This is a genomic window from Mycobacterium palustre, assembly GCF_002101785.1.
Lineage (GTDB): Bacteria > Actinomycetota > Actinomycetes > Mycobacteriales > Mycobacteriaceae > Mycobacterium > Mycobacterium palustre.
The window spans coordinates 28,154-45,236 of sequence record NZ_LQPJ01000142.1 but is presented as its reverse complement, the minus strand read 5'-3'; the positions used below and the strand labels follow the sequence as shown (position 1 = coordinate 45,236).

Below are 17,083 nucleotides of genomic sequence, written 5' to 3'. Positions count from 1 at the left end.
ACACTCAACGCCGCCACAGCGCACTCAGCGGCCTACCACCCATCAGCCGCCTGTAACCAACGTTATGGCCGGGTACACCTAGCGGCCCGCCCGCTGGATGAAACCGACCTGGTCGGGGCAGTAGTGGTCGATCGCGGCGCCCAGGAACTGGAACGCCTGGCCCTGCGTGGTGCCCAGCGGCAGGTTGTGCTGCAGGAAGTTGGCCGACTTGTACGGGTCCCCGTCGACGCCCCTGCCGATCCGGTCGCAGCTGATCTTGCCCAGCCACGCCAGCTGGTCCTGCGGGCCGTACACGCCGAAGTGGTTGACCGTCTGCTTGAACACGTAGTCGTAGTCGTCGGCCTGCGCGGGCGCCGCCACTGCGACAGCGGCGCCCGCCATGGCGATGAGAGAAGCCAGCCTCGAAGCCTTCATTAGCCGGACTATACACCTGATGCTTTTAGGAGCCCAGGTGCGCGGACAGCAGCCAGGCGTCGACGGACTGCAGGCCGTTGGGCTCCTCGCGGATCCCGACGAACGGCAGGTCGGGATGGCCCACGGGCAGGTTGCCGTGGATGCGCGCGGGCCTGATCTCGTCGACCACCCAGTACTTCGACACCACGTCGCGCAGCTCCTCGGCGGTGACGGCGTTGGGCGGGCCCGCCGGAACCGCGGCCTTGTCGAAGACCAGGGCGAAGTAGGAGGCGCCCGGCGCGGCGGCCCGCGTGATCGATTGCTGGTAGCCCTCGCGCGCCTCGACCGGGATGGAGTGGAACAGGGTGCTGTCCACGATGGTGCCGAACCGCCCGGCCGATCCGTGCGGGAAACTGTCGAAGTCGCTGATGTCGGCGACCTCGAAGGTCACGTTGGTCAGGCCGCGCTTCCCGGCCTCGCGTCGGGCCAGGTCGATCGCGGTGGGCGACAGGTCCAGCCCCACCGTGGTGTGTCCCCGCTCGGCGAGCGCCAGCGAGATCGCCGCCTCCCCGCAGCCGACGTCCAGGACGTCGCCGTGGGACTTGCCCTGCTCGATCAGGGCGGCCAGCTCGGGTTGCGGGGCGCCGATGCTCCACGGCGGCCGCACGCCCTCGCCGAAGGGGGATTCACCCCGGTAGGCACTTTCGAATTGGAAATCCACTGGTTGGGTCATGCCAACAGGTATATCAATTAGACTGATATATGTCAATGCTTTTGATATAGCGCGCGTGCGGCGTCGCCGCCTGGCAAAAGGTGGCCTAGCTGAACGGCTTTCGGTGATCGAGGAGCTGAGAGAGCCGGCCGCCGCCCCGCCAGGCCCGCGCCACCCAGTCCGCGTCGTCGTCGGTGACCAGGTTGGCCATCACGCGCACGGCGACGGTCATCAGCCTCGTCGAGCGCATCGCGATCGGCCCGGTGGCCGGCAGGAACCGCTGGAAGGTCAGCAACAGCGCCAGCCTGCGCGCCACCGAGAACCCGCGGCCGTAGTGCTGTGCCAGCAACGACGGCCACACCCGCGACAGGTCGCGCTCCTCCAGCAGCCCGGCGGCCAGCCGCCCGGTCTCCAGGCCGTAGTCGATGCCCTCGCCGTTGAGCGGGTTGACGCAGGCCGCCGCGTCGCCGATCAGCATCCAGTTGGGCCCGGCCACGCCCGAGACGGCGCCGCCCATCGGCAACAGCGCCGACGCCACCGCCCGCGGCTCGCCGCTAAAGCCCCACTCGTCGCGGCGCAGGTCGGTGTAGTAGGAGATCAGCGGCCGCAGCGCCAGGTCCGCGGGCCGCTTCGACGTCGACAACGCCCCGACGCCGATGTTCACCTCGCCGTTGCCCAGCGGGAAGATCCAGCCGTAGCCGGGCAGCACTTTGTCCTTGGAGCCGTCGGGTCCGCGCAGCTCCAGGTGTGACGTCAGCCACGGGTCGTCGGCCCGCGCGGTGGCGAGGTAGCCGCGGGCGGCCACGCCGTACACCGTCTCCTGATGCCAGCGCCGGCCCAGCTTGCGGCCCAGCGACGACCGGGCGCCGTCGGCGACGATCAACGCGGCACAGCGCACCGCCGTCCCGTCGGCCAGCGTCAGCGACACCACCCGTCGCGACGAGTCATGATGCGACGCAACGGCTTTGGTGCCAAGCAGCATCCGCGCCCCGGAATCTTCGGCGCATTTGCGGATTCGGTCGTCGAGCTCCAGGCGGGCCACGGCGCTGCCGGTCGACGGGAAAGACGGGCCGGGCCAGTCGACCTCGACCTCGCCGCCGAAGCCGCTCATCCGCAAGCCCCGATGCCGGATGCGGGTGTCCAGCCAGTCGCGGAGTCCGAGCCGTTCCAGCTCGGCGACGGCGCGCGGGGTCAGCCCGTCGCCGCAGGGCTTGTCGCGGGGGAAGCTGGCCGAGTCGATGACGAGCACGTCGTGGCCGGCGCGGGCGGCCCAGGCGGCCGCGGCCGAACCGGCGGGCCCGGCGCCGACGACCACCAGGTCGGCTGCGATCGCTCTCGTCTCCACACACACCAGTATGTTTGGTCGCGTGAGGACTCCGGCGACGGTGGTGGCGGGCATCGACTTCGGGGACGCCGCGTTCGCCGCGACCGTGCGCGACGGTGTCGGGCGCATCGAGCAGCTGATGGACGCCGAGCTGCGCAGCGCGGACGCGGTGATGACCGATTCGCTGACGCACCTGTTCAGGGCCGGTGGCAAGCGGTTCCGCCCGCTGTTCACCGTGTTGGCCGCGCAGCTCGGGCCCAACCCCGACGCGCCGGAGGTGACGATCGCCGGCGCCGTCATCGAGCTGGTGCACCTGGCGACGCTGTATCACGACGACGTGATGGACGAGGCGGAGGTGCGCCGCGGCGCGCCCACCGCGAACGTGCGCTGGGGCAACAACGTCGCCATCCTGGCCGGCGATTACCTGTTCGCGACGGCGTCGCGGCTGGTGTCGCGGCTGGGGCCGGACGCGGTGCGGCTGATCGCCGAGACGTTCGCCCAGCTGGTGACCGGGCAGATGCGCGAGACCCGCGGTGCGGCCGAAGGGGCGGACCCGGTCGAGCACTACCTGACGGTGGTGTACGAGAAGACGGCCTGCCTGATCTCGGCGGCGGGCGAATTCGGCGCGATCTTTTCCGGCGCCGGCGCCGATCAGGCGCAGCGGCTGAGCCGCCTGGGCGGCATCGTCGGCACCGCGTTCCAGATCTCCGACGACATCATCGACATCGACAGCGACTCGCACGAATCCGGCAAGCTTCCCGGGACCGACGTCCGCGAAGGGGTGCACACCCTGCCCATGCTCTACGCGCTGCGCGAGCCGGGTCCGGAGGCGGCGCGGCTGCGCGAGCTGCTGGCCGGTCCCGTCGGCGACGACGCGGCCGTGGCCGAGGCGCTGTCGTTGTTGCGGTCGTCGCCGGGCATGGCCAAGGCGAAGGAGTTCCTGGCCCAGTACGCGGCGCAGGCGCGCGCGGAGCTGGCCCTGTTGCCCGACCTTCCCGGCCGGCGCGCGCTTCAGACGCTGGTCGACTACACGGTGAGCCGGCACGGTTAGCGCGAACCAGGAACCTCTCCGGCCGTTTTAGGCGTTCAATGAGCAGTAGTCGAGGCCCCAAGGAGGACACTGATGACCTGGCATCCGCATGCCAACAGGTTGAAAACGTTCGCCCTGCTGGTCGGTATGTCCGCGTTGATCGTGTTTGTCGGCTCGCTCTTCGGCCGGACGGCGATGTTCATCGCGGTGTTGTTCGCGCTCGGCATGAACGTCTACACCTACTACAACAGCGACAAGCTGGCGCTGCGCGCGATGCACGCCCAGCCGGTGTCGGAGCTGCAGGCGCCGGTGATGTATCGGATCGTGCGCGAGCTGGCCACCAGCGCTCATCAACCCATGCCGCGGCTGTACATCAGCGACACCAACGCCCCCAATGCGTTCGCGACCGGCCGCAATCCGCGTAACGCCGCGGTGTGCTGCACCACCGGCATCCTGCAGATCCTCGACGAGCGCGAGCTGCGCGCCGTGCTGGGGCACGAGCTTTCGCACGTCTACAACCGCGACATCCTCATTTCGTGCATCGCCGGAGCGATGGCGTCGGTGATCACCGCGCTGGCCAACATGGCCATGTTCGCGGGCATGTTCGGCGGCAACCGCGACGGCGAGAATCCCTTTGCGCTGCTGCTGGTTTCGCTGCTGGGGCCGATCGCCGCGACGGTGGTGCGGCTGGCGGTGTCGCGGTCGCGCGAGTACCAGGCGGACGAGTCGGGCGCCGTGCTGACCGGTGACCCGCTGGCCCTGGCGTCGGCGCTGCGCAAGATCTCCGGCGGGGTGCAGCTGGCCCCGTTGCCGCCCGAGCCGCAGTTGGCCAGCCAGGCGCACCTGATGATCGCCAACCCGTTCCGCGCGGGCGAGCGGATCGGATCGCTGTTTTCGACGCACCCGCCGATCGAGGACCGCATCCGGCGGCTGGAGCAGATGGCGCGGGGCTAAGGGGCTCGTGCCGGCGCTCCGCCTGGGGATAAGTGACTCGCACTACCACCAGTACGTCGGTGCATGCCTCGAGATCCCACATCTCGGGCGCGAAGCGCCAACCGCGACGCAGGCGGTCGAAGCCATCGAGCAGGCCGTCACCGAGCATGTGGAGTGCCTTCGACGATGCGGAGACAAACCGCCCACACCGCTTTCGGAACGCCGGTACAGCGGAACCATCGTGGTCCGGACGTCATGGGAGCTGCACGCCCGCCTGGCAATGGAATCCATCGAACAGGGCGTCTCGATGACGGGCGCGCCCCGGACGGCCTCTTCGGCCTCTCGGGCTTCGACTAGGTGAGAACGGCGCCGAGGTGCCCCGCCTCGAGCGTCCCCTGCAGCCGCACGGTGCCGCCCGCGGCCTCGTACTGGCGCTGCCAGTCGGCGATCGCCTGATGCGCGGCGTGGTCGAGGTAGTTCACCGAAACCTGCACCGTCACAACCTTTCCGGCGGGCACCGACGCGAGCACGCGCGTCAGCCGCGGAAGGGTGAGAAACGTGCACGCCGGCCCTGCGATCGCCACGCGCCAGCCGTCGTCGGCGGGCTTGGCCTCGACCTTGGCCCGGATCACCCGCCACCCGGTCAGCGCGATGGCCAGCGCCAGCCCGATCAACACGCCGTGCAGCAGGTTCAAAAAGATGACGCACGCCGCCGTCACGACGTAGACGGCGAGATCGCCGTGTTTTGAAGCGGTTTCGATGTGCGCCGGCTTCAGCAGCTGGACGCCGATGACGATCAGCAGGCCGGCCAGCGCCGCGGTCGGGATCTCTTCGACCAACTCCGCGAACGGGACCGTGAACAGTAGGACCCACACGCCGTGCATGATCGACGACGCCCGGGATTTCGCGCCCGCGTTGACATTCGTTGAGCTGCGGACGATCACCCCGGTGACCGGCAGGCCGCCGACGGCCCCGGACACGACGTTGGCGGTGCCCTGGCCGATCAGCTCGCGGTTGAAGTCGGTCCGCGGCCCGTGGTGCATCCGGTCCACCGAGACCGCCGACAGCAGGCTCTCGACGCTGGCGATCAGCGCGACGGTGATCACGCCGACGGCCGCCGCGCCCCAGTTGCCATGCGGAATGTCGGGCAGCTGCAGCGCATCCAGCGGCGACCCGTCCAGATCGATGCGGCGCACGTGGAAAGGCAGGACCACCGACAGCAGGGTCACCGCGACGATCGCGACCAGCGGCCCCGGAACGGCGCGCAGCCGAGCCGGCACCCAGCGCCACGCGACCAGGATGACGATCACCAGCACGCCCAGGATCACGCCGGGCCGATGCGCGCCGACGATCTGCCCGGGCAGGCCGATAAGATTATGCCAGGCATCACTTTTGGACTTGCCGCCCAGCAGGACGTGCGCTTGCTGCAGCGCAATGGTGATGCCGATGCCGGCGAGCATGGCGTGCACCACGACGGGCGAGATCGCCAGCGCCGCCCGGGCAACGCGGCTGAGACCCAGCAAGACCTGCAGCACCCCTGCGCTGGCGGTGATCAAACACGTTGCGCCCCAGCCGAAGTCGGAGATCAGATCGGCGACCACGACGGTGAGGCCGGCGGCCGGCCCGCTGACCTGCAGCGGTGACCCGCCGATGAACCCGACGATGATGCCCCCGACGATCGCGGCGATAAGCCCCGCGAGAACCGGGGCGTTGGACGCGATCGCGATGCCCAGCGAAAGCGGCAGCGCCACCAGGAAAACGACGATCGATGCTGGCAGGTCATGCCGAATGACGGATCGAATCCGCTCCTTTCGTGAATCCTGGTCTCCCCGTTGGGAATCTTGATCGCCAAGCTGTTCGATGTGTTGCATCGGTTGCTTTCCCTCGTTGGTTCCAAAGCGGGGGAAGTTGGGAATATCCGCCCCGTATTACGCTGCGTTGCGTCGGCGTAGCGTGTTGGCGCGCAGCCGATTACGGCCGCGTCAGCGGCGGCTCAAAGGCCTGCTACGTCGTTCGACGGTATTTGCGGACAAACCGGCCGGTCAAGCCGGCGGCACGGGCGCATATGGAATGCAAATATTTTCGTTACGAGTTGTTTGGTTGACGGCTTCAGAACCCGGAGCCGTGGACCTCGTGCCCGGGGACCTCGACCATCAGGCCGCGATAGGCCTGCTCGACGGTCGAGCCGTGGTTGATCACCGCGTCGACCTCGCGGGCGATCGGCATGTTCAGGCCGAACTCGTTGGCGAACTCCATGACCACCGTGGCGGCCTTGACGCCCTCGGCGACCTGGTTCATCGACGCGATGATCTCGTCGATCGGCTTGCCGGCGCCGAGCTGCTCGCCGACGTGGCGGTTGCGGCTGCGCTGGCTGGTGCAGGTCACGATGAGGTCGCCCAGGCCGGCCAGCCCGGGGAAGGTGTCGGGGTGGCCGCCCATCGACACGCCCAGCTTGGTCATCTCGCGTAGCGCCCGCGCGATCACCAGCGCGCGGGTGTTCTCGCCGATGCCGAGCGAATATCCCATCCCCGCGGCGATCGCGTAGACGTTTTTCAAAGCGCCGGCCATCTCGACCCCGACGACGTCGTCGGTGGTGTACACGCGGAACCGGCGGGTGCGGAACAGCGCCGAGAGGCGGGTCGCCAGGTGCTGGTCCGGCATGGCCAGCACCGCCGCGGCCGCATACCCCTCGGCCACCTCTCGGGCGATGTTGGGCCCGGCCAGGATCCCCGCCGGGTGGCCCGGCAGCAACTCCTCGATGATCTGCGACATCCGCATGTTGGTGCCCTGCTCGAGGCCCTTGACCAGCGACACGAACGGCACCCAGGGCCGCAGTTCCTTGGCCAGCTCGGTCAGCACGCCCCGGAAGCCGTGCGACGGCACGCCCATCACCACGACGTCGGCGCAGTGGGCGGCCTCGGCGAAGTCGGTGGTGGCGCGAAGCGTTTCGCTCAGGATGACGTCGTTGCCCAAATAGCGGCTGTTGCGGTGGTTCTCGTTGATGTCCTTGGCCGTCGCCTCGGAGCGCACCCACTGCAGCGTGGGCCCGCGCCGCGCACAGATGGACGCCACAGTGGTCCCCCAGGAACCGCCACCGAGCACAACGACCGTGGGTTCGCGCTGCTGAACTGCCATGGGCATCAGCGTATTGCCGACATCTCGGATTTAGAAGCAGTTCACCCGGCGAGTGGCTCCCTGTCGGCGGCGCGCCCGAACACCATCGACTCCTCGATGCGGTCGAACCGGTAGTCGATGGCGTCGGCGAAGTAATTCTGCCGCACGTTCCACGGCCGCCGGGTGCCCGACTTGGGCAGCGCGTGGCCGGACCGCTTGACGTAGTTGGCCTGGATGTCCCAGGAGGGCTTGACGTCCATCGGCTCGTCGCCGAGGTGCGGGTAGGCGTGGGTGTAGCCGTGAGAGGCCATGTGCGCCAGAAGCTTCGCCGTCGCCCGGGCGGTGATGTCGGCCCGCAGCGTCCAGGAGGCGTTCGTGTAGCCCACGCACCAGAACAGGTTGGGGACGTCCTCGAGCATGTGTGCCTTGTAGACGAACCGGTCGCGGTGGTCGACCCGGACGCCGTCCAGGCTGATCGTGGCCCCGCCCAGGGCCTGGAGCTGCAGGCCGGTCGCCGTGACGACGATGTCGGCGTCGAGGTGGGCGCCGGATTCCAGCGCGATGCCCGTGGCGTCGAACCGGTCGATGTGGTCGGTGACGACCTCGGCCCGTCCCGCGCTGATGGCGGCGTACAGGTCGGCGTCGGGGATCAGGCACATCCGCTGGTCCCAGGGGTTGTAGCGCGGCTTGAAGTGGGTGTCGACGTCGTAGCCGTCGGGCAGGTTCCTGATCGCCACGCGCCGCAGCAACCACTTCACGAACCGCGGAACCTTGCGGGACAAGAACCAGAACGCCGCCTCCAGCAACGCGCTGTTCGTCCGGATCGCCAAGTGGGAAGCCTTGGGCGGCAATACCTTTCGGGCCACGGCGGCGAAGCTGCTGTACTTGGACGCCGACATCATGTAGGTGGGCGAGCGCTGCAGCATCGTCACCTTCGCCGCCCGGTCGGCCAGCGCCGGGATCAGCGTGACCGCGGTCGCCCCGCTGCCGATCACCACCACCTTCTTGCCGGCGTAGTCCAGGTCTTCGGGCCAGTGCTGGGGATGCACGACGGGGCCCTCGAACCGCTCGATGCCGGGGAAGTCCGGGGTGTAGCCCTCGTCATAGTCGTAGTAGCCGCTGGCAAAGAACACGAACCGGGCGCGGTAGCGCCTGGGCGTGCCGTCCTGCTCCACGGTCACCGTCCAGGTGTCGGCCGAGGAATCCCAGTCCGCCGAGCGGACGTAACTGTTGAACCGGATGTGCCGGTCGATGCCGTATTTGTGCGCGGTGGCGACCAGGTACTCGCGGATGTGCGCGCCGTCGGCGACGGCCTCCTTGCGGGTCCACGGCTCGAAGGGGAACGACAGCGTGAAGATGCTGCTGTCCGAGCGAACGCCGGGGTAGCGGAACAGGTCCCAGGTGCCGCCGATCTGGCCGCGGCGCTCCAGGATCGTGTACGTCACGCCCGGGTTCCGCTCGGTGATCCGGTAGGCCGCGTCGACGCCGGAGATGCCGGCGCCGACGATGACCACGTCGAAGTAGTCGGCCTCGCCATTCATCGTCATCGGGAACCTCGCTTTACTTCCAGCGCCGGGCCCTGCGCCACTATCGGTAGTTGACGAATTGCAGGGCCACGTCCAGGTCGGCGCTCCTCAGCAGCGCTTGCACGGCCTGCAGGTCGTCGCGTTTCTTGCTGCTGACCCGGACCTCGTCGCCCTGGATCTGGGTCTTGACGTTCTTGGGCCCCTCGTCGCGGATGAGCTTGGTGATCTTCTTGGCGTTCTCGCTGCTGATGCCCTGCTTGAGGGTGCCGGTGATCTTGTAGGTCTTGCCGGAGGCCTGCGGCTCGCCGGCGTCGAAGGCCTTCATCGAGATGTCGCGGCGGATCAGCTTCTCCTTGAAGACGTCGACGGCGGCCTTGACGCGCTCCTCGGTCGACGACGTCAGCTCGATGGCCTCGTCGCCCTTCCACGCGATCTTGGTGTCGGTGCCGCGGAAGTCGAACCGGGTGGCCAGTTCCTTGGCGGCCTGGTTGAGCGCGTTGTCGACCTCCTGACGGTCGACCTTGCTGACGATGTCGAACGATGAGTCCGCCATTCGATCCGTCCCTTCCCTGTGAGATGGCCGTTTGTGCCTTGTCTACCTGTTCGTTGTAACCTGTCTGGCGGCAGGTTGCCCGAGCGGCCAATGGGAGCGGACTGTAAATCCGTCGGCTTACGCCTACACAGGTTCGAATCCTGTACCTGCCACCAAGGTCTTCGCACTTCAAGGCGTGTTTGGGTTGCCTTTGCGGGTGCCCGCATCCCTGAGGCATCTCATCGGCTGACGGTGGTTGGGTCTGTCGGGATCCTCCCTTATCCTGGAATCGCTCAAGAGCGGACGGCTGTTCGGGTACCTGGCCCGCCGTCCCGGCAACCGCGCATCCACCGCACGGTGCCCCAGGGGAAGAGCCGGCACGTGACCCGTGCAAGTGGTGGACGCCCGAGGGTGGCGTCGCCGGAAAGTGGCGAAGAAAATGACCGAGCAAAAGCTGAGCGCGACCGACGCGGCGCTACGCAAGCGGATTACCGAGTTGTCCGTGCACATTCCTTGCGGAGGGCTGCGAGGACCGGTGCCGACCACCTGCAAATGGGAGTCTCTGCACGGTCGTTGGCAGTCGTGCGCGGACGAAGACTCGCCCGCAAAATGGGGCGGTTGCGATGTCCCCCGTGCGCTCGACCTGTGCATTGTCTGCTGCAGGGGCACGGCTGGCGGCACCACGCGGTGGTCATGGCTGGCATGCGCCGATTGCCTCGCCGTAAACGAGGCGCTGGAGTCAGCGTGGGGATTTCGCCCATTGGCACTGGGACGGCACAGCCTGATGAATAGGATCGGCGTGCGGGCCGGCAGTTCGGCTCAAATCCGAGAGGCGCAGATCACCCAGCTAATGGGTTTCTTCGAACACGTTCAGCGACTTCATGATTGGGAGAAGCAGGAGTACGCGCGGTTGGCGAGCAGGTTCGACCCGCTTGCCGACGTTCCGCTGAGGGTGTGGCAACAAGAATGGCCACCGGGCCGAGACGCATCGTGGGACGCGTTCTCACGCCTGATCGGGCTCGAACCTCCGCGATGGTCGAACGAGTAAAGCGCAGTGCGTGAGCGACGTTCGAAGGTGGGCGGCGGGTGAATGGAACGCGCGCCGAAACGACGGATGAACGGCTGGTAGAACACTTTGGGATATGCCGATCGGAAACCCCGATGGCAGGAAATACCCCGGTGCGGGGACTCGAGGCGTTGCATCGGGTGCCGCGTTTCGTTTGCTGTGCAGCCTTGGCAATGGGGGAGAAAATGACGAAGAAGATGTGTCAGTGCACGCTCGGCGCCGTAATGGCCCTGATGCTGGCGCCCGCCGCCGTCGCCGGCGCCGACAGCCCGGATACCGACGCCGCCAACAAAGACGTGGAATTCACCAACTACCTGGCATCGAACGGCATCCACCTGGGCACCGCGTCCGAGACCGGGAACATGGGGCGCACGATGTGCCAGGATCTTGCCGCCGGGTACACCCAGAACGACGAGATGGACCAGCTGAAACTGCGGATGGACGCGGCTCAGGCCAGGTTATTCGTCCTCGCTGCCATCGCCGAATACTGCCCGGAAAAGCACAAGTCCTAGGAGCGAGTCGCCACCGCAGCGCGGGTCGACGTCGCACGCCGTCACGGCAGCCAGTAGCCGCGAATGCGGTAGAACCGGCCCCGGCCCAGCAGCGCATTGGCGGCCTGAAGACCCGACATCACCGCGGCCTCGATACACCCGGCGTTCATGCCGCAATCCGTCCAGTCGCCGGCGAGCACCAGGTTGTCGTAACCGCTTTCGTCGGGCCGCAGCCGGTACCTGTCCGACCCGGGCACCGATTGGACGTAGCGGTCGGAGGGATCGACGTTGACGCTGACGTGCTGGGTCGTCAACGCCGCCGGCCCCCGCAGGCCGTCGTTGCCGGCCAGCAGGCTCCAATCGAAGCCGTCGTCCGTCACCGCACCCGGTAGGAACAGGCCGACGTGACGGTTCAGGTGCTCGGCCGCGTCCGCGTAAACCTGCCGCCGGTACCGGGCCAGGTACTCGGCCGGGGGTTCGGTCGGTGGCCACGGCGCGTCGAGGCTGCCGCAGAAGTAGGCGACCGTACGGGGCCGCGCGGCGTCGGGCCAGGCTTCCGCCCACAAGGTTTGCGGCATCGACGCCCAGGTCTCGAATGGTCGCTGGTAGGCGCTGATCGTTGAGCCGGGATGGTCCCAGCCGAGCTCCGCCTCGCTTGGCCGCATCCACACTTGGAACGCCTGGGTGGCGACGGTGCGGACGCGTGCGGTCATGTCCCGCCACTCGGGGCGGTCGGCAACGAGCTCGCCGGCGACCACGGGGACCATGCCGAGCGACACGGCCAGCACCAGCTGGTCGAAGTCCTTGCCCCGCCGCAGAATTCGCGCCTCGGCGTCGTCACGGGAGCCGAAGTGCGATTCGAGCCCGTCGCCGGGTGGGGAATCGAGTTGACCGATCAGCGGCGAGTCCGGGAACACCGGCAGCCCCTTGACGACCGTCAGCGGATCGTACTGCTCGACGCCGTCGGCGAGCCGGACCTGACGGCCGAGGCTGACGGCCTCGATGGCCCGCCGGTCCGCGTCGAGGTGCAGCGCATCGAGGCGATGGAAGAACTCGAATCGAACCCCGCGGTTACGCAAGACCTGATACAGCGGGGCGATCACGACGTCTCCCATCCCCGCCGTCATCTTCCAAAACAGCGCGCCCTGGTATCCGAACAGCACGTGACCGACGAGGAAGACCATCAGGCCGGCCGCGATCGAAGGGCGTTCGGGATCTCCGCCCGCGTAGCCGAAGACGAAGTCGTACAGGCCGCGCACCATCGCCGATTCGAGGACGTCGGGGTGGCCGCCGTGGCGCAACAACCAGTGGCCGAACTCCTCGTCGTTGATCGCGCGGAACCCGTTGGGGCGGGTGATGAGGTTGTCGGCGACTATCCCGCGCACGGCCGCGGTGACCAGGGACAGCAGCAGCCACGTGCGGCGGTGACCCGGGCGGGTGTCGTAGTCGATCACGTCACGAATGGCGATCAGTGTCTCGTCGAGCGGGCCCGCGGCCGGCTCGCCGGGCCCGCCGGCGTCCGCCAGAGCCACCAGCGCCGCGAGCATGGCGCGCTGCACCGCCTCGACCGTCCGCAGCGGCGACGCCTTTGGCGGCACGGGAGACGTCGTCAGATGCAGGTCGCTCGACGCCGGCTCGCGCAGCGAGTCGGCGAAGGCCAACAACAGCCGCAGCGCACGCTCGATGAACGAGGTGACCGTCATCGTTCGGCCGGAGCCGCCGGGCTCGCCCGGAAGTCGGTCGTCGACGGGGTGCGTGCCAAGCCAGGTCAGCCAATCGTCGCCGAACCGGTCGGCCAGCCCGGGGTTGTCGGCGGGTATCAAAGCCTGTCGCCAGGTTTGGATCGGCGCGGCGGGATCGGTTGTGGGCCGGTCTAATTCGGCGTAGCACTCGCGAAGCAGCCGAAATGCGTTCTCGTAGGATCCAAGCCAGATGTGTAGGCCGTGCTCTTGGATGCGACCGTTGTCACCGCGACTCGAGGCGGCCTTCCCGCCCAATCGCCAGCCTCGCTGGTAGACCGTTATCGATTCGAATTGGTTGCGCCAACCGGGCTCGCTCAGCCGCCACGCCGCGCTCAAGCCGGCCATGCCGCCGCCCAGGATGGCAACCTTGGCCGACGGGCGTTTCACCCGAGCATCGTTCGCGCGCGGACCAGTTCCGGCCAGGCGCCGTCGGCGGGCAACGCGCCCGCCGCTTGGACCAGTGCGGGACGGCCCGTCTCCGGGCTCAGTTCGAAAAGGTCCAGCGCCGAGCGCAATTCGAACAGCGACGCGCCCTGACTTTGCGCCAGGTCGACCGCCGCGGTCAGGTCGGCGCGTTGTTGCGCCGGGTCGTCGGTGGCGTGGGCGCGCCACCTGATCAACTCGGCGTCATAGAACCGCATGCCGGTATCGGCGGCCAGATCGAGCGCGGTCTGCAGCCGCCGGTTGGCCGCGTCGAGATCACCGGCCGCGATCAGCAGCCGCGCCAGCAGGGCATCGTAGAACGTGATCAGCGAGATCACGCCCAGCGCTCGCCACGCGTCGACATAGGCCGTGATGGTGGCGATGTGAGCAGGCAGCGCGGCGGGGTCGACGGTGGGGCCGGAGAGCGCCCGGAACGCCGCGACGCTGGCGTGCTGCGCGGTTCCCACCAGCGCCCAGGAATCAAACCCATGTTGTTCGCCCAGTGCCGCGAGTTCGGTGGCGATGCCGGCGGCGCGGTCGTGTTGACCGGACTCGATCCGGATCATCACTTCGATCTGCCGCGCGTAGGCCAGGCTGAAGGCGCCCTGGGGGAAAGGCAGTTCGGCGCAACGGCGTTCCGCGGCGGCCAATTCGGCTTCGGCGCCGGGCAGGTCGGCGTCGACGTAGCGTGACAGCGCGCGATGGGTGAGCAGTCCCGCGGTCGGGTCGTTGGGCATGAACAGCATCGCGTCGAGCTCCCGCGTCGCCTCTTCGGTCAGGGTGGCGGCCGCCAGGTCCAGTTGGGACCGCGCGTAGCCGAAGTCGCCGCGGTACCACGCCAGCATCCCCAGCGCGAACTCGTTGATGGGCAGAAACTTCCGCCGTGATCCGGTGAGGCTGGCGCGGATCGAGCGGACCAGCCGCTCGGCGCGATCGAGGTCGGCCCGCATCGTGTAATAGGGGTACAAGGACATGACGGTGGAAAACAGGTCATCGTCTTGTAGGTCGTCGCTGCACAGCTGAAGGCAGCGCTGGAAGTCCGCCGTGGCGTTCGGACTGGCCACCCCTTCGGCGGCCTGTGCCAGCAGCGCCCGACGCAATCTGAGCGCGATTTCCATCTGATCGCGATCGGATCCGCGCGCACAACGTTCCACCTGGGCGAGTGCCTCGGTGAGGTAGCTTCGGGCCTCTTCGAGGGCGCCCCGTTGCCACGCGTTGGCCGAGGCCTGACCGTGCGCTGTGGCGGCCTCGACGTGCCTTTCGGCGTTCGCGCAGTGGTATGCGATCAGCGGCCAGTCGGGGTTCCCGTCGGCGGCCGCCGACAGCAGACTGTCGGCGATGCGGCTGTGCATCTCGCGGCGAAGGCTCGGCGGCGAGATCTCGGCGGCGACCTCTCGGAGCAACTCGTGGCGGAAACGCCAACTATCTTGCTCGATCGGCTCGAGCACCCTGCTGTCCACCAGCTGCTGCAGCACCTGATCGAGCTCCGCGCCGGGCATGTCCACGGCCGCCGACAGCAGCGCCCGTTCGACTCGGGTGCCGATGATCCCCGCCGCTTCGACCACCCGGACGGCGCCCGCACCCGAGCGCAGCCGCGCGAACAACGCTTCGTACAAGGTGTCCGGAACGCTGGACAGCGCGCCCGCGTCCGACGGTGCGTCCTTGAGCTTGGTCACCAATTCCTCGATGTAGAGCGGTATTCCGTCGCAACGACGTAGCACCGCCTGTTTGGCGATCGACGTCACGCTTGGATGCAAGGCGGTGATGAGCCGGTCCGACTCGGTGTCGCTCAGGGGCGCCAGGTCGAAGACCTCGGCCCGCGCGGCGTCACCCAACGGTACGAGCCGGCGACTGGTCATCACGATCAGCACGTGACCACCCAGGTCGGAGTTCAGCAGCGACCGCACCGCCTGGACGGTGTCCTCGTCGAACCAATGCATGTCCTCGACGAGGACCAGAGCGGGCGCGCCGCGAACGCACGCGCGCAGGTAGTCGTGCACCGCGCCGCAGATGAGCTCGAAGAGCTTGCGGCCCTCGGCTTCCACGGGCCGATACCCGGTCTGCGGGGGGATGCCGAGGACGGGCGCCAGCAGGGGGATGACGCCGGTGGGATCTAACGATAGCGTCTCCAGCTCGCGGGCCAGGTCTTCGAGCCGCTGCCGGGGATCCGACGTGCGGGTGATGCCGCAGCGGCGTTCCAAGAGGCGGCGCACCGGGCGCAGTCCGACGTCGGTGTGTAGCGGCGAGCCGATGAGCGCAAGCACCACCGCGTGCGACCGCTCGGCGAGGTCCACCGCCGACCAGGCAAGCCTGCTCTTACCGATCCCCGCATCGCCCTGAAACACCACACCCGGTGTGCCCAAGCGGTTTTCGAGCGCATCCGCCCAGCTTCGCTCGAGGTAAGCGCGCTCTCGCTCGCGCCCGACCAGCGGACCGAGCGGCCTCGGCCTCGGGTCACGCTCGGCGATCACCCGAAAGTGGTGCACGGGTGATTCGACACCCTTGACCGACTGGGGGAGCCGGGCCTCGAGCTCGAATCCGCTCGAAATCAGCGGTTCCACCGCGTCCGATACGGCGACCGTGCCGGGCTCGGCGATACTGCAAATCCGTGCCGCGAGGTTGGCGGCCAACCCGTAGACGTCGTCCTGGGCGGTGTCGAGATAGACGATGCCGCGGTGGATGCCGACGCGCACACCGATATTGAAGCCGAATCCACGGCGCACCCGCGCGCTGAGCTCCGCCACGGCCCGCGTGATGTCGAGGCCGGCTTGGGCGGCTCGGCGCACGTCGTCCTCGTGTGCCTGCGGGTGGCCGAAAAAGGCAAGCAGCCCATCACCTTTGGTGTTGGCTATGTGACCTTCGTACCGTCGCACGATGCGGAGCACGTCGTCGCGATAGCTGCCCACGATGGTGCGGTAGAGCTCTGGGTCTATCCGGGTGGAAAGGGCCGTCGAGTCGACGAGGTCGACGAACATGATTGTCAGGCGCCGGATTTCGCCATGATCGGCCGGCGCCGCCAAGAGGTCTTCGGCTTCGGCATTGCCTTGGTCGACCTGCAGCACCCGCTCTGCGATCACCTTGGCCCTGGCTCGGTCTCCTTCGTTGATCGCCTGACAAGCTTGATCGAGTAACTCGTCGATGTGCGGGGTCCGCGAGGCGTCGCTCACGGCTCGGGCGGGTCCGTCGTCTCGGGGATGAGCACCGTGATGTCGAAAGTGCGAACGTTGTTGGGAGGCGCCCCGGCATCGGTGGCGGTGACGGTACCCTGGTACGCGCCGCTCGGCAGTCCGGCCGTGTTGATCACGAGGGTGAAGTCCTGCTCGTTCGCGGGCAGCACGCCGGCGGGCGGATCGAAGGTCACGAGCGATTTGATGTCCGTGCCGTCCAGCGTGCGGACGAGCTTGGTCACCGCGAGAGTGGCGTCGATGTTCTTCGCGGGCGTGAAGACGAACGGCCGCTTGATGATCGGGTCGGCGTACGCGCCGGGCCCCGCGATCGCGGTTTCCATGATCTCGGCGCCTCGCAACGCGCCGATGCTGGCGAGTTTGATTGCCGAGTCGACCAGGCCCTGCTGCTTGTAGGAATTGGTGTTGATCTTCTGGGCGGCGTCTTGGGCGACCCCGAGCACATCGTTGAGGCCAGCGCCGACGATCGACGCGATGTTGTCGGCAACCAGCAGGATCCGTCGGTCCCATTGGACCTGTAGCGCGACGCGCGCGATGGAGACCGTTCCGGCCAACGCCGCACCGGCCAACTGCGCCATCGAATCGATTGCGTCGGCGGGTTGGTACGGAGGC

The 17,083-nt window shown here is 68.1% G+C and carries 15 protein-coding genes, 1 tRNA gene and 1 riboswitch; of the genes, 6 read left to right on the top strand and 10 right to left on the bottom strand.

Features of this window, described 5'->3' with window-relative positions:
- Window positions 1–78: 78 nt before the first annotated feature.
- The 3 genes from AWC19_RS25465 to menJ form a co-directional block, all read right to left on the bottom strand.
- Window positions 79–414, bottom strand: coding sequence for a DUF732 domain-containing protein (locus AWC19_RS25465; RefSeq protein ID WP_085080872.1), 336 nt, complete (start codon window positions 412–414; stop codon window positions 79–81).
- A 25-nt stretch (window positions 415–439) separates the two neighbouring features.
- On the bottom strand, window positions 440–1,126 hold the full coding sequence (locus tag AWC19_RS25460; RefSeq protein WP_085080871.1) for a class I SAM-dependent methyltransferase: 687 nt from the start codon (window positions 1,124–1,126) through the stop codon (window positions 440–442).
- Between the two features lie 85 nt (window positions 1,127–1,211).
- Window positions 1,212–2,423 carry a menaquinone reductase gene (gene menJ / locus AWC19_RS25455; protein WP_276042999.1) on the bottom strand — a complete coding sequence of 404 codons (1,212 nt, stop codon included), beginning with the start codon at window positions 2,421–2,423 and terminating at the stop codon, window positions 1,212–1,214.
- Between the two features lie 49 nt (window positions 2,424–2,472).
- Here menJ and grcC1 point away from each other — a divergent pair, with 49 nt between their 5' ends.
- The 3 genes from grcC1 to AWC19_RS31465 all read left to right on the top strand — a co-directional run bounded on the left by grcC1 (window position 2,473) and on the right by AWC19_RS31465 (window position 4,753).
- A complete protein-coding gene (gene grcC1 / locus AWC19_RS25450; protein WP_085080870.1) occupies window positions 2,473–3,480 on the top strand; it encodes a nonaprenyl/(2E,6E)-farnesyl/geranylgeranyl diphosphat synthase in 1,008 nt (335 codons plus the stop codon).
- A 72-nt stretch (window positions 3,481–3,552) separates the two neighbouring features.
- Window positions 3,553–4,413, top strand: a complete 861-nt coding sequence (gene htpX / locus AWC19_RS25445; RefSeq protein WP_085080869.1) for a zinc metalloprotease HtpX — start codon at window positions 3,553–3,555, stop codon at window positions 4,411–4,413.
- Between the two features lie 7 nt (window positions 4,414–4,420).
- On the top strand, window positions 4,421–4,753 hold the full coding sequence (locus AWC19_RS31465) for a toxin-antitoxin system HicB family antitoxin (RefSeq protein ID WP_142281416.1): 333 nt from the start codon (window positions 4,421–4,423) through the stop codon (window positions 4,751–4,753).
- Here the strand turns inward: AWC19_RS31465 and AWC19_RS25435 are convergent.
- The 4 genes from AWC19_RS25435 to AWC19_RS25420 all read right to left on the bottom strand — a co-directional run bounded on the left by AWC19_RS25435 (window position 4,746) and on the right by AWC19_RS25420 (window position 9,585).
- Entirely contained in the window at window positions 4,746–6,263 is a 1,518-nt protein-coding gene (locus AWC19_RS25435) for a SulP family inorganic anion transporter (RefSeq protein ID WP_085080868.1), read from the bottom strand. The two genes, AWC19_RS31465 and AWC19_RS25435, sit on opposite strands and share 8 nt — an antisense overlap.
- A gap of 238 nt (window positions 6,264–6,501) precedes the next feature.
- Complete coding sequence (locus AWC19_RS25430) at window positions 6,502–7,527, bottom strand: NAD(P)H-dependent glycerol-3-phosphate dehydrogenase (RefSeq protein ID WP_085080867.1); 1,026 nt, start codon at window positions 7,525–7,527, stop codon at window positions 6,502–6,504.
- Between the two features lie 41 nt (window positions 7,528–7,568).
- The gene (locus AWC19_RS25425; RefSeq protein ID WP_085080866.1) at window positions 7,569–9,053 is read right to left on the bottom strand and encodes a flavin-containing monooxygenase; all 1,485 of its coding nucleotides are present in this window, start codon (window positions 9,051–9,053) and stop codon (window positions 7,569–7,571) included.
- Window positions 9,054–9,093: 40 nt separating this feature from the next.
- A complete protein-coding gene (locus tag AWC19_RS25420) occupies window positions 9,094–9,585 on the bottom strand; it encodes a YajQ family cyclic di-GMP-binding protein (RefSeq protein WP_085080865.1) in 492 nt (163 codons plus the stop codon).
- A gap of 69 nt (window positions 9,586–9,654) precedes the next feature.
- Between AWC19_RS25420 and AWC19_RS25415 the strand changes: the two genes are divergently transcribed.
- The 3 genes from AWC19_RS25415 (at window position 9,655) to AWC19_RS25405 (ending at window position 11,142) form a co-directional block, all read left to right on the top strand.
- A tRNA-Tyr gene (locus AWC19_RS25415) sits at window positions 9,655–9,740 on the top strand.
- 115 nt (window positions 9,741–9,855) lie between these two features.
- A riboswitch (SAM riboswitch) is annotated at window positions 9,856–9,967 on the top strand.
- 36 nt (window positions 9,968–10,003) lie between these two features.
- Window positions 10,004–10,612, top strand: a complete 609-nt coding sequence (locus tag AWC19_RS25410) for a hypothetical protein (RefSeq protein ID WP_085080864.1) — start codon at window positions 10,004–10,006, stop codon at window positions 10,610–10,612.
- 38 nt (window positions 10,613–10,650) lie between these two features.
- Window positions 10,651–11,142: a DUF732 domain-containing protein gene (locus AWC19_RS25405; protein WP_142281415.1), complete on the top strand. Its 492-nt coding sequence runs from the start codon at window positions 10,651–10,653 to the stop codon at window positions 11,140–11,142.
- Window positions 11,143–11,183: 41 nt separating this feature from the next.
- On the opposite strand, the gene AWC19_RS25400 is transcribed toward AWC19_RS25405, so the two are convergent.
- The 3 genes from AWC19_RS25400 to AWC19_RS30965 are packed head-to-tail and all read right to left on the bottom strand — an operon-like array spanning window position 11,184 to window position 17,049.
- On the bottom strand, window positions 11,184–13,250 hold the full coding sequence (locus AWC19_RS25400; RefSeq protein WP_142281414.1) for an FAD-dependent oxidoreductase: 2,067 nt from the start codon (window positions 13,248–13,250) through the stop codon (window positions 11,184–11,186).
- Window positions 13,247–16,453, bottom strand: a complete 3,207-nt coding sequence (locus tag AWC19_RS25395) for an ATP-binding protein (protein ID WP_245849328.1) — start codon at window positions 16,451–16,453, stop codon at window positions 13,247–13,249. Before AWC19_RS25395 ends, AWC19_RS25400 begins: the two co-directional genes overlap by 4 nt.
- Window positions 16,450–17,049 carry a hypothetical protein gene (locus AWC19_RS30965; protein ID WP_245849325.1) on the bottom strand — a complete coding sequence of 200 codons (600 nt, stop codon included), beginning with the start codon at window positions 17,047–17,049 and terminating at the stop codon, window positions 16,450–16,452. The genes AWC19_RS25395 and AWC19_RS30965 overlap by 4 nt, the downstream gene beginning before the upstream one ends.
- Window positions 17,050–17,083: the final 34 nt, after the last annotated feature.